Origin of the sequence: Paraburkholderia rhynchosiae, from assembly GCF_002879865.1 — a bacterium.
In the GTDB taxonomy this organism is placed as follows: Bacteria; Pseudomonadota; Gammaproteobacteria; order Burkholderiales; family Burkholderiaceae; genus Paraburkholderia; species Paraburkholderia rhynchosiae.
Genome location: NZ_PNXY01000005.1, coordinates 202,003 through 214,418 on the forward strand (window position 1 = coordinate 202,003; position 12,416 = coordinate 214,418).

General features: G+C 63.4%; 12 protein-coding genes. 7 read left to right on the forward strand and 5 right to left on the reverse strand.

The features are described 5' to 3' along the window. Positions 1-20: 20 nt before the first annotated feature. From C0Z16_RS09300 to C0Z16_RS09325, 6 genes are all read left to right on the forward strand, one after another. Positions 21-758 carry a DUF2889 domain-containing protein gene (locus C0Z16_RS09300; RefSeq protein ID WP_102631860.1) on the forward strand — a complete coding sequence of 246 codons (738 nt, stop codon included), beginning with the start codon at positions 21-23 and terminating at the stop codon, positions 756-758. Next, a complete protein-coding gene (sucC, locus tag C0Z16_RS09305) occupies positions 755-1,924 on the forward strand; it encodes an ADP-forming succinate--CoA ligase subunit beta (protein ID WP_020069250.1) in 1,170 nt (389 codons plus the stop codon). Before C0Z16_RS09300 ends, sucC begins: the two co-directional genes overlap by 4 nt. Positions 1,925-2,050: 126 nt before the next feature. After that, positions 2,051-2,932, forward strand: a complete 882-nt coding sequence (sucD, locus tag C0Z16_RS09310; RefSeq protein WP_006049960.1) for a succinate--CoA ligase subunit alpha — start codon at positions 2,051-2,053, stop codon at positions 2,930-2,932. A 145-nt stretch (positions 2,933-3,077) separates the two neighbouring features. Then, positions 3,078-3,782, forward strand: a complete 705-nt coding sequence (locus tag C0Z16_RS09315; RefSeq protein WP_102631861.1) for a TerC family protein — start codon at positions 3,078-3,080, stop codon at positions 3,780-3,782. 160 nt (positions 3,783-3,942) lie between these two features. After that, positions 3,943-4,566 (forward strand): pilin, encoded by a 624-nt coding sequence (locus C0Z16_RS09320; protein ID WP_102631862.1) that lies wholly within the window; start codon positions 3,943-3,945, stop codon positions 4,564-4,566. 133 nt (positions 4,567-4,699) lie between these two features. Beyond that, complete coding sequence (locus C0Z16_RS09325) at positions 4,700-6,484, forward strand: PglL family O-oligosaccharyltransferase (protein ID WP_102632003.1); 1,785 nt, start codon at positions 4,700-4,702, stop codon at positions 6,482-6,484. 52 nt (positions 6,485-6,536) lie between these two features. On the opposite strand, the gene moaC is transcribed toward C0Z16_RS09325, so the two are convergent. Further along, positions 6,537-7,013, reverse strand: coding sequence for a cyclic pyranopterin monophosphate synthase MoaC (gene moaC / locus C0Z16_RS09330; protein ID WP_102631863.1), 477 nt, complete (start codon positions 7,011-7,013; stop codon positions 6,537-6,539). Positions 7,014-7,187: 174 nt separating this feature from the next. Here moaC and C0Z16_RS09335 point away from each other — a divergent pair, with 174 nt between their 5' ends. Continuing rightward, positions 7,188-8,948 carry a M48 family metalloprotease gene (locus C0Z16_RS09335; RefSeq protein ID WP_102631864.1) on the forward strand — a complete coding sequence of 587 codons (1,761 nt, stop codon included), beginning with the start codon at positions 7,188-7,190 and terminating at the stop codon, positions 8,946-8,948. 44 nt (positions 8,949-8,992) lie between these two features. On the opposite strand, the gene C0Z16_RS09340 is transcribed toward C0Z16_RS09335, so the two are convergent. The 4 genes from C0Z16_RS09340 to waaF form a co-directional block, all read right to left on the reverse strand. After that, positions 8,993-9,577 (reverse strand): DUF2946 family protein, encoded by a 585-nt coding sequence (locus C0Z16_RS09340; RefSeq protein ID WP_102631865.1) that lies wholly within the window; start codon positions 9,575-9,577, stop codon positions 8,993-8,995. Continuing rightward, positions 9,570-10,682, reverse strand: coding sequence for a YheT family hydrolase (locus C0Z16_RS09345; protein WP_102631866.1), 1,113 nt, complete (start codon positions 10,680-10,682; stop codon positions 9,570-9,572). Before C0Z16_RS09345 ends, C0Z16_RS09340 begins: the two co-directional genes overlap by 8 nt. Positions 10,683-10,724: 42 nt before the next feature. Further along, the gene (locus C0Z16_RS09350; protein WP_102631867.1) at positions 10,725-11,171 is read right to left on the reverse strand and encodes a nuclear transport factor 2 family protein; all 447 of its coding nucleotides are present in this window, start codon (positions 11,169-11,171) and stop codon (positions 10,725-10,727) included. Positions 11,172-11,336: 165 nt separating this feature from the next. Further along, positions 11,337-12,362, reverse strand: coding sequence for a lipopolysaccharide heptosyltransferase II (gene waaF / locus C0Z16_RS09355; RefSeq protein WP_102631868.1), 1,026 nt, complete (start codon positions 12,360-12,362; stop codon positions 11,337-11,339). Positions 12,363-12,416: the final 54 nt, after the last annotated feature.

The window sequence follows — 12,416 nt, forward strand, 5'->3', positions numbered from 1 at the left end:
ATCCGGCCTTTCCTTTTCGCATGCCGCTTTCCTCGCCAGTGCCCCGTCAATTGCGCCATCGCCGCGCAATCAGAGCGGAAGCTTATGAGCGAGCCGATGGCCTGTGGGATGTGGAAGCGTGCTTGACCGACGAAAAGCCACGCGATGTGGTCCTTGAGTCGGGCGTCCGGCCCAATGGTCAACCGATCCATGAACTCTGGCTTCGCATCACCATCGATCGCAAGCTCAATGTCGTCGACGCCGAGGCGTCGTCCGACTGGGTGCCCTATCCTGGGTCGTGCCAAGCCAACAATCCTGCCTATCGTGCCCTCATCGGGCTCAATCTTTTCCACAACTTCCGTCGCGATGCTGCCCGTTTGCTGGCCGGCACGGCTGGTTGCACGCATCTCACCGAGCTGTGCGCGATCCTGCCGACGGCCGCGATCCAGGCGTTCGCCGGCGACGTGTGGAATACCGGTGACGACACGAGAGGCGCGAGCACCAGTTCAGAAAACGAGTCGACTGGCGGCATCGCCGAACGTTTAAACGACAAACCGCCATTCCAGTTGGGACGCTGCCACGCGCTGCGTTTCGACGGGGAGGCAGTGCAGAAGTTTTACCCGCGCTGGTATGGCCATGCGCCACGCCCAGCTGACCGCCCGGCATCGCCAGACAACGGGGCGGCCCGCCACGAAGGCAGGGGCAATGCGCCCGGCATGTTGGACGGTAGCGGAAACGAAGTTCAATCCAACTCTCAGACTGAAGGGAATCACGCATGAAGATTCACGAGTACCAGGGTAAGGAAATCCTGCGGAAATTCGGCGTCGCGGTACCGCGCGGCAAGCCGGTCTTCTCGGTGGATGATGCGGTCAAGGCCGCGGAAGAGCTTGGTGGCCCGGTATGGGTCGTGAAGGCTCAGATCCATGCGGGTGGCCGTGGCAAGGGTGGCGGCGTGAAGGTTGCGAAGTCGCTGGAACAGGTTCGCGAATACTCGAACCAGATCCTCGGCATGCAGCTCGTCACGCACCAGACTGGTCCGGAAGGCCAGAAGGTGAATCGCCTGTTGATCGAAGAAGGCGCAGACATCAAGAAGGAACTGTATGTCGGCCTCGTGATCGATCGTGTTTCGCAGAAGATCGTCGTGATGGCATCGAGCGAAGGCGGCATGGACGTCGAAGAAGTCGCGGAAAAGACGCCCGAGCTGATCCACAAGGTTGCCGTCGATCCGTCGACGGGCCTGAAGGACGCCGAAGCTGACGACCTCGCGAAGAAGATCGGCGTGCCCGACGCATCGATCCCGCAAGCGCGCGCGATCCTGCAAGGTCTGTACAAGGCTTTTTGGGAAACCGACGCGTCGCTCGCCGAAATCAATCCGCTGATCCTGACGGGCGACGGCAAGGTCATCGCGCTCGACGCCAAGTTCAACTTCGATTCGAACGCGCTCTTCCGTCATCCGGAAATCGTCGCATATCGCGATCTGGACGAAGAAGATCCGGCCGAAGTCGAAGCGTCGAAGTTCGATCTGGCGTACATCTCGCTCGACGGCAACATCGGCTGTCTGGTGAACGGCGCCGGCCTCGCAATGGCAACGATGGACACCATCAAGCTGTTCGGCGGCGAACCGGCGAACTTCCTCGACGTGGGCGGTGGCGCCACGACCGAGAAGGTCACGGAAGCGTTCAAGATCATGCTGAAGAACCCGAACCTGACGGCGATTCTGGTCAACATTTTCGGCGGCATCATGCGCTGCGACGTGATTGCGGAAGGCGTGATCGCGGCGTCGAAGGCCGTGTCGCTGAAGGTGCCGCTCGTGGTCCGCATGAAGGGCACGAACGAAGACCTGGGCAAGAAGATGCTCGCTGAATCCGGTCTGCCGATCATCGCGGCTGACAGCATGGAAGAAGCGGCTCAGAAGGTCGTCGCGGCTGCTTCGGGCAAGGCGTAAGCCAGCTCCACAGCGCGTTCACCAGGATTAACCAGGATTACGAATGGCGGCGCGTGAGCGACGCTGGTGAATAACACTTCGCCGCGTCGCGCCACCGCGCGCCACCAAACGAACAGAGGTCAATACATGTCGATTCTGATTAACAAAGACACCAAGGTCATCACGCAGGGCATCACCGGCAAAACCGGTCAGTTCCACACGCGTGCTTGCCGTGAATATGCAAACGGCCGCGAAGCGTACGTTGCAGGCGTGAACCCGAAGAAGGCCGGCGAAGATTTCGAAGGCATTCCTATCTACGCTAGCGTCGCTGAAGCCAAGGCCGAAACGGGCGCGACCGTCTCGGTGATTTACGTTCCGCCGGCAGGCGCTGCTGCGGCGATCTGGGAAGCCGTCGAGGCCGATCTGGATCTTGCGATCTGCATCACGGAAGGCATTCCCGTGCGCGATATGATCGAGATCAAGGACCGTATGCGTCGCGAGAACCGCAAGACGCTGCTGCTCGGACCGAACTGCCCGGGCACGATCACGCCGGACGAGCTGAAGATCGGCATCATGCCGGGTCACATCCACCGCAAGGGCCGCATCGGCGTCGTGTCGCGTTCGGGCACGTTGACGTATGAAGCAGTCGGCCAGTTGACGGCGATCGGCCTCGGCCAGTCGTCGGCAGTCGGTATCGGCGGCGACCCGATCAACGGTCTGAAGCACATCGACGTGATGAAGATGTTCAACGACGATCCGGATACGGACGCCGTCATCATGATCGGGGAAATCGGCGGTCCGGACGAAGCGAATGCTGCCGAGTGGATCAAGGGCAACATGAAGAAGCCGGTGGTCGGCTTCATCGCCGGTGTGACGGCGCCTCCGGGCAAGCGCATGGGCCACGCCGGCGCGCTGATCTCGGGCGGTGCCGATACGGCCGAAGCGAAGCTGGAAATCATGGACGCATGCGGCATCAAGGTCACGAAGAACCCGTCGGAAATGGCGCGTCTTCTGAAGGCCATGCTGTAAATCGAAACTGGCGCCCAGTCCAGGCGCCTTTTTTGATACGCTTACGAGATCCTTTCGTTAGCTCGCGGTTCTAAAAGCGGGGGAGTTTAAGACTCCTCCGCTTTTTTATTGGCCGTGCGTCCAATTCCTTCTTATTCTTTTGCTCATGCTCGAGTTCCTCGCCACGCTCCATTGGGGCGCAGTCATTCAGATCATCGTCATCGACATCCTGCTGGGTGGCGACAATGCCGTCGTGATCGCGCTCGCCTGCCGCAATCTGCCGCCCGCTCAGCGCACCAAGGGCGTGCTGTGGGGCACGGCCGGCGCGATCGTGCTGCGGGTGATACTGATTGCGTTCGCGGTCGCGCTCCTCGACGTGCCGTTGCTGAAGTTCGCGGGCGGTCTCCTGCTGCTGTGGATTGGCGTTCGCCTGATGGCGCCGGCGCATGACGCGCATGAGAACGTGAAACCGGCCGACAAGCTGATTGCCGCGATCAAGACGATCATCATCGCGGATGCGGTCATGAGTCTCGACAACGTGATCGCGATCGCCGGCGCAGCCGAAGCCGCTGACCCGGAGCATCGCCTTGCGCTCGTGATCTTCGGCCTGGTGGTGAGCATTCCGCTGATCGTGTGGGGCAGCCAGCTGGTGCTGAAGCTGCTGGATCGTTTCCCGATCGTCATCACACTCGGTGCCGCGCTGCTGGGCTGGATCGCAGGCGGCTTGATCGTCAACGATCCGGCTGGCGACCGTTGGCCGATCCTCGATACGCCGATGGCCGAATACGGCATGAGCGTCGCGTCCGCGCTGTTCGTCGTGGTCCTCGGTTATCTGATCAAGCGACGCAACGCGAATCGCGCGGCGGCCTGAAACCGGGCACGGCAGGCACGCCCTGAACCGGCTATAACGCACGCTCCGCCGACTCAACGTTAGACATTCGGCTGACTGTGTGACGCGAGGCTTCGTCGCTACGATGAAAGCGCCTGTCCCCGATCCGTGGGGCAGGCGTTTTTTTGTATGGAGCCTGCCGATGATCGTCATTTTGCCTTATTCACCTTATTCCCAATCCACGCTGGTCGCACGCTCAAGTTTGGCGCGAGCGCGTTGGTCAGCAAGGCTCGCGCGAGCATGCCGGCGCCTTGGCTTCGGCTTCACGCTGATCGAGCTGATGATCGTGCTCGCGATTGTCGGCGTGATCGCCGCTTATGCGATTCCCGCGTATCAGGACTATCTGGCGCGCAGCCGCGTGGGCGAAGGTTTGTCGCTTGCGGCGTCGGCCCGGCTTGCAGTGTCGGAGAACGCGGCGAACGGTAATGCGTTCAGCGGCGGTTATGCGTCGCCGCCCGCGACACGGAACGTCGAGACCGTTCGTGTCGACGACAACACCGGCCAGATCACCGTCGTGTTCACGACGCGCGTCGCGCCCGCTGGTTCCAACACGATTACGCTCGTGCCCTCGGTCCCCGACAACGCCGACGCGCCCACCGCGCGCGTGGCATTGACGAAGGGTTCGGTGCAGGCGGGCGCGCTCGCGTGGGAATGTTTCGCCGGCGGCAAAACGGCTTCTTCGTTGCCCGCACCGGGCGCGGGACCGACTCCCGCGGACGCGTCCACGTTGCCGTCGAATCTTGCACCACCGGAGTGCCGCGCGTGACACTGGCGAGTGGATAGTCAAATAGCCGTTCGAACGTAAAACGCTGATTTTCGGGATATTTCGGCCCAGCCGGCGCACAGCTCAAGGATTTTTTTGTATAGTGCGCCGGTTGCTGACGCCCACCGCTTACTCGATGCCCACCCCATTCGCGCGCTACCTGTCTCTCGGTCTGTTGGCTCTCGCGTTGGTGCTGCCTTATGCAGTCGTCAACCATACGTATCCGATTCCAACGTTCTACGCTGAATTCACCGCGCTCGCGCTGTACCTGTTGACGGGCGCGGGCGTAGTGCTGCTGGTGGCAAGCGCCAGGCCGCGCATCATTTTCGCGTCGCCCGTCGTCGCGTTGGTGCCGTTGCTGTTCGGTCTGTTGCTGGTCGCTCAATCGGTGCTGTTGCCGGTCTCCCAACCGTCGATGAACTGGCTCGGTGGCGGTTTTCTGCTGGCCGCTTTGATGGCGACGCATGCGGGCTACGGCTTCGCACGCGCGAAGCTCAGCGAGAACGCACTTCGCTGGGCGGCGGGCGCGCTGGTCGTCGGCGGTCTGTATGCAGTGTTCTGCCAAGTCATCCAGCTCTTTCATCTCGAGGCGCGGGTGTCGCCGCTGGTCGTCGCGTATAACGTGAGCGTCGAGCGCCGGCCGTTCGGCAATATGGCGCAGGCGAATCATCTCGCCACTTACATCGCGTTCGCGATGGCGGGTGCGCTGTTCCTCGTGCAGACGCGCCGGATCGCCGTCGGCATCTGGGCGCTGGTGTCGACTCTCTTCGCGATCGGACTCGCGCTGACCGTGTCGCGTGGTCCGTGGCTGCAAATGGGTGTGATCGTCGTGGCGGGTTTCTGGATGGCCTTTGCGCAAACTCACGCCGAGCCGCAGATGCGCCGCAGCCGTCGTGAGTGGCTCATTCCAATCGCGCTCGCCGTGATGTTTTTCGTCGTGAATGCGTTGATTCGCTGGGCCAACGTGCGCTATCACCTTGAGCTCGGACAGTCCGCGGCCGATCGTTTCAAGGACGCCGGCCAGATCGCGCCGCGGCTGGCGTTGTGGAAGTACGGCTGGACGATGTTCAAGACGCATCCGCTGATGGGCGTCGGCTGGGGCGAGTTTCCGAGCTATCAGTATCAGTTTGCAAAGACGCTCGGCGGCGTGGAGATCGCCAATAATTCGCACGATATCTTTATCGATCTGCTTGCGAAGACCGGCTTGATTGGACTTGCGATCGTGCTGTTCGGTCTGATTACGTGGCTCGTGCGCGTGGTACGCGCACCGCAAAGCGCCGCGCGTGTTTTCGGCGTTGCGTTGATCGGCGTACTCGTCATGCATGCGCTGGTCGAATATCCGCAGCAGTACATGTTCTTTCTGTTGCCGGCAATGTTCGTGTTCGGTTTGATCGAGACGCGTCCGCTGCGCCTCGTGCCCGCACGTTTGTCGTTCGGCGCGTTTGCGGTAGTCGTGTTCGGCGGAATCGCGGCGCTGTATCCGGTGTACCGCGATTACGCGCGCGCCGAGGTGCTGTACTACGGCTCGCGTCCGGCCGAGCAATATCGCGCGGATCCGTCGTTCCTGTTCCAGGCGTGGGGCGAGTACGGTATGGCGACGCTTCTGCCAATGAACTCGATGGATCTGCAACACAAGCTCGCAATGCATCGTCAGGCGATGGCGCTCCTGCCCGGCGAAACGGTCTTGCGCCGTTATGCAGTGCTGCAGGCGTTGAGCGGAGACACGGCGGCTGCGTTCGATACCGTGGCACGACTGAAAATTTTCGCCGAGGAACTGAAGGACTGGCCGTCGCAATTGAGCTATCTGTACCAACTCTGCGATGAGCAAAAGACGCTGACCGGCTTCAAGGCGGAACTGGTCAAGCGCTACGGCATTCCGCCGGACGCCGCCAATCAGGAAGACGACAGCGAGGACGAGTGAGTTGCGCTGCCGTTTGAGGAGATGTCCAAGCCGGAGCGACGCGAACCGGCCGTCAGCCCGCCACCCAATCCCCCGACTTCCCGCCGTGCTTTTCAAGCACCTTCACATCGGTGATCGTCATTCCGCGATCCACCGCCTTGCACATGTCGAACACCGTCAGCAGTCCAACCTGCACGGCGGTTAGCGCTTCCATCTCTACGCCCGTTCTGCCGAGCGTCTCCACCTGAACGGTGCAATGCACGCCGGGTAGCGTGTCATCGAGTTCGAAATCCACTTTGACGCGCGTCAATGCGAGCGGATGACATAGCGGAATCAGATCCGCCGTGCGCTTCGAGCCTTGAATCGCGGCAATGCGCGCAATGCCGATCACATCGCCTTTTTTTGCGTTGCCGTCACGGATTAGCGCGAAGGTTTCCGGCAGCATGCGGATAGAACCGCGCGCAACGGCAATGCGCTTCGTCTCCTGCTTGCCGCCGACGTCCACCATATGCGCCTGGCCGGCGGCGTCGAAATGGGTGAGTTCAGGCATGGTTGACTCCTTCAGAGGGCGCCTATCATAGCAGTGCGGCGCGGGCGTCCGGCTTGCACGAGCGGGCGGGATCCGCGCGGCGACTGATTACAATTGCGCCATGCCTGCTTATCTTAGACCGAGCCTGGTCGGAGCGGCGGGCGTCGCTTTTCGACTCCGTCATACGAACTCGCAATGCGTCTGAAACGGTTTCTTGCAGCGTTGCTGTGCGTCGCGCTAGCGGCGCCGCCCGGTGCGTTCGCGCAAGCACGGGCCGCTTCGGGCGTCGCGCCCGTCGTTACGCAGTCCGCTGAGCCGCCGCTCGTCAGCGGGCCGGTGCAATCCTATGCCGATCCGGTTCTGCCGCCTGACATCGCGCAAGGTGTATTCGGCGTGTACGGCGGCGCGCAAAGCCGCTTTTCCGGCAACTCAGGCGTGAACCGCGGCGCCAACAATGCGGCCAATGGCGGGAGCAACAATGGGACCAACACCGGCTGGCGCGCGCCGATCGCCGCCCAGCAATTACCCGACCTCGGCAGCGGCGGCTCGAGTTCGCTCACGCCGCAAGCCGAGCGCAAGCTCGGCGAACGCGTGATGCGCGAATTGCGCCGCGACCCCGACTATCTCGACGACTGGCTGGTGCGCGACTATCTCAACTCCGTTGCCGGAAAACTCGCTGCGGCGGCGAATGCGCTTTACATCGGCGGCTATCGTCCGGACTTCGACCTGTTCGCGGTGCGGGACGCACAGATCAACGCGTTCTCGCTGCCCGGCGGCTTCATCGGCGTGAACACGGGGTTGATCGTGATGACGCAAACGGAATCGGAGCTCGCGTCCGTGCTCGGTCACGAGATGGGGCACGTCCTGCAACGCCACATCTCACGGATGATCACCGCCGGCGAGCGCAGCACCTATGCCGCACTCGCCGGCATGCTGTTCGGCGTTCTCGCAGGCGTGCTCGCGCACAGCGGCGACCTGGGCAGTGCGATCGCGGTCGGCGGCCAGGCTTATGCAATCGACAACCAACTGCGTTTCTCGCGATCTGCTGAGCACGAGGCGGACCGTGTCGGTTTTCTGCTGCTCGCCGGCGCCGGCTACGATCCCTACGCAATGACCACGTTCTTCGGCCGCCTCGACCGTGCGGCGATGAGCGACACGGGCATCCCCGCATACGCGCGCACGCACCCGCTGACCGGCGAACGGATCGCCGACATGGAGGATCGCGCCCGCCGCGCGCCTTATCGGCAACCGCACCAGGCAGCCGAATACGGTTTCGTGCGAGCACGCGCGCGTCTCTTGCAGGACCGCTCCCGCAGCGAATATGCCGACGAAATTTCGCGCATGCGCACCGAGATCGAGGACCGCACGGCGCTGAACGTCGCCGCGAACTGGTACGGCATCGCCTATGGCCAGATGCTGCTCGAACGTTACGACGACGCAGCCGCTTCTCTGGCGTCGTCGCACGCGGCGTTTTCCGCGGGCGCGCAAACGGGAGGCGACGCGGCGCGCAGTTCGCCGAGCCTTGACGTGCTGGCCGCGGACATTGCGCGGCGCGCCGGTCGCGATGACGAAGCGCTTCGTCTCGCCGACCTCGCGCAGAAGCGCTGGCCGCAATCGAACGCCGCCATCGACATGCATATCCGCACCTTGCTGACCCTGCGGCGATTTACCGAGGCCCAGGCGCTCGCGCAAAAGGAGACGAGGGCGCAGCCCGATCAACCGGCATGGTGGTTATATCTCGCGCAGGCGAGTGCGGGCAGTGGCGACGTGCTGACGCGGCGTCGGGCGCTGGCTGAAAAGTTCGCGCTCGAAGGCGCGTGGCCGTCCGCCATCCGTCAACTGAAGGACGCGCGCGATATGAAGACGATTGGCTACTACGACCTCGCTACGGTCGACGCGAGGTTGCACGAGATGGAGAACCGCTACAGGGAAGAGCGGCTTGATGAGAAAAGCTAGGCCCACACCGCGCACGCATGGTTCGAAGCGCATCGGTTAATACTTCAAGCCTTTGCCGCCGGACTTTGCACGAAGCCGAACCGCGACGCAACATCGTCTAGCCTCACCGATTCCAGCGCCAACGCCACGCCGTTGTTCCAGCGAAACTCTCCGCTCAGCGAATCGTCGGCGAGCTTCGCGTGATCCGCGAACAGCTCCAGATCGTGATCGTGCAATACCGCGATTCGCGGCGGCGCGGAAGTGTCGGCGAACAGAATCCCGCCCTGGTCGTCGGCGAAAACGGCCGACGGTTCGAACGGGTTGCCAGCCTGGTCTTTCAGCGTTAGCGCGTCGTCGGCGGCGGCGTTAGCGTCGACCGACAAACGCACGACCCAAGGCGTATAACCCAGCTCGACATACACGCGCTGCGGTCCATTCTGGAAGAACCATTGCCCGCGTTCGTCGCACTCATAGTTGCGGTTGATGAAGCCGAGCAACGCCTCATGCCGGATCGGCACGCCCGGCGAACCGCTCGCCTGCGCGGCCTCGTCACGCATACGCCAGTTGCCGCGCCGGTCGAGCATCAACCAGCCGGTGCAGCTCGGTACGTTCGGCCACTTGGCCAAAGCCTGCTTGACGATGTCATCCATGATCGACGTGCTGCTCCAGATAGCCGAACACGCGTCTCGACAGCCAGTCGATGCGGCCCGGAAACGGTCCTGTCATGAAGCCGGCGTGGCCGCCGTGCCTCGGTTGGTCGAGTTCGACCGCCGCCGAAACTTCATGCCGCGACGGCAGCGCCTCGGCCGGCAGAAATGGATCGTTGCGTGCGTTCAGCACGAGCGTGGGCACCTGAATGTACGGCAGCAACGGCCGCGTGGTCGCCACGCTCCAGTACTCGTCGGTATTGCGAAAGCCGTGCAGTGGCGCCGTCACCACGTTGTCGAACTCGTACATCGTGCGGCTCGCGAGCATCGCGTCGCGATCGAAGAGGCCCGGGAACTGAGCTAGCTTCTGCTCGGACTTCTGCTTGAGCGTCTTGAGGAAATTGCGCGTATAGATCATGCCGAAACCTTGGGACAACGCGCGTCCGCCGGCGTGCACGTCGATGGGCGTGGAGATCGCGGCGGCGGCGGAGATGATCGGCACCGCGTCTTCACGCCGCTCGCCGAGCCAGCGCAGCAGCACATTGCCGCCGAGCGACACGCCCGCCGCGACGAGCGGCCCTCGATGCGCGGCGCGCAGGCGCCGCAGAATCCAATCGACTTCGTTGCTGTCGGCGAGGTGATAGAAGCGCGGCGAGCGGTTCAGCGCGCCACTGCAACTGCGAAAGTGCGGCACCACGCCGTGCCAGCCGTACTCGCGCGCGGCCGCCATCAACGTGGACGCATAGTGCGACGCCGAGCTGCCTTCGAGGCCATGAAACAGAACGAGCAACGGCGCGTCGGGGGCGGGAGACGCGGTTACTGTGGCAGTAGTGAGCACGCAGGCCGGCTGGCTATCGTGCACGACCCAGTCAAGGTCGATGAAGTCGCCGTCAGGCGTATCCCAGCGCTCGCGGCGAAACGCCACCGAAGGACGGCGCCCGAACAGCGACGGCACGATGGTCTGCACATGTTTGTTCGGCAGCCAGAGCGGAGCGCGGTAGAGCAGGTCGATGGTCGCCTCGACAGCGGCCTCGGCGCGTCCCGCGCCCGATGAAGCGGCTTTGTCTTGTGTCGCCCCCCAAGGGGACTTGCTGCGAGGCGTGCTCATGCCGGCTTTGAAGCAGAAGTATGACGGCGCAAAGCGCGCGCGTCAGTGGAGCGACCCTTGGCCATGCCGCATCTTGGTCGCGAACTGGCTGGCTGCTTCATTCGGCATCGGGCTCGCGTGAATGTGCGCGATGCGCCACTCGCCGCGTTCGTGAACCATCACATACGTGGTGAAGACCATCGCAGGCGTGGCTTTCGGATCGACGGGACGATGTGCTTCCGCGATCGCGTAGACGACGGTGCCGAGGCTGTCATACACGCGGATATCGAGCGGTTCGATAGAGACCGGCGCGGCTTCCAACTGGATCTGCAAGCCGGCGCGAATGCTGTCCAGGCCATGCAGGTGCGAGCCGTCGGCGCAGATGCAACTCACGAACTCTTCATCGATCCACAGGCCCATCAGGCTGTCGATATTGACCTCGGCGACGGCCTGGTAATAGGCGTTGAGGGTATCGGCGGCGGCTTCGAAGATGTGGGCAAAACGTGGCATGGCTCGTCAGTCTCTTGTGCGCGGCGCGCGGTTGCGGGGCAGCGGTCAGCGGGGTGGCCCGAACCGGGCCGTCGCACCCGAGCGCCAGCATGCCCCCGCCGCAAGGCGCGAACATGACGCGACGCGCTCAGGGGCGTGCGGTGTTGCGTGCAAGTGTCAGCCGGTTCAGCGTTGCGCGAGCAACATGCCGCGCAAATCGCCGAAAACCTGCTCGGCGCTCAACTGCTTCAGACAGTTCAGATGACCAAGCGGACACTCGCGCTGAAAACAGGGGCTGCATTCGAGATGAAGCCATTGTACCTTCGCAAGCTCCGACAGGGGCGGCGTGTGGCGCGGATCGGTCGAACCGTACACGGCCACGAGCGGCCGGCGCAGCGCGGCGGCGACGTGCATCAGTCCGGAATCGTTCGTGACGACTGCATTGGCCCGCGAGATTAGCGCGGACGCTTCGCCGAGCGCGGTCTGGCCGCACAGATTGCGCACGTTCGGCGCTTTCTCGGCGATGGCCTGCGCAAGCGGCGCGTCTTTCGGCGAACCGAGTGCTACGATCTGCGTGTACGGGAACGACTGGCCGACCATTTGCGCGAGCGCGGCGAAGTGCTCGAGCGGCCAGCGCTTGGCCGGACCGTACTCGGCGCCCGGACAGAACACGAGCAGCGGCACGCGCGTGTCGAGATTGAAGCGCGCCGATACGCGCGACGCCTCGTTCAGGTCGGCGTCGAGCCGCGGCATCGGCAGGTCGTCGGGGATCTTTGCGCCAGGCGCGTAGGCGAGGGCGGCGTAGTGGCCAACCATCGGCGGACGCTCGTCCTTGCGCGGATTCGCGTGACGCACGTTCAGCAGGCCAAAACGGCTTTCGCCGGTATAGCCGATGCGCAGCCGGATGCCCGCCATCCACGGAATCAGCGCCGACTTGAGCGAGTTCGGCAGCACGTAGGCCGCGTCGTAGCCGACGTCGCGCAAGTCGCTCGCGAGCTGCCAGCGGCGCAGCATTTGCAGCTTGCCGTGCGCGAGATCGGTCGCGTAGACGTCATGAATTTCCGGCATGCGTTCGAGCACGGGCGCGACCCACGAGGGCGCGACCGCGTCGATGACGATGCGGGGATGCAGTTTCACGAGGCGCGCAAACAGCGGCTGCGCCATCAATGCGTCACCGATCCAGTTCGGTGCGATAACCAACGCGCGACGCATCAGAGTGATTGTCCGGTGTCGAAACGAAGCGCCGCGCGCGCGATGCGCGTGGCG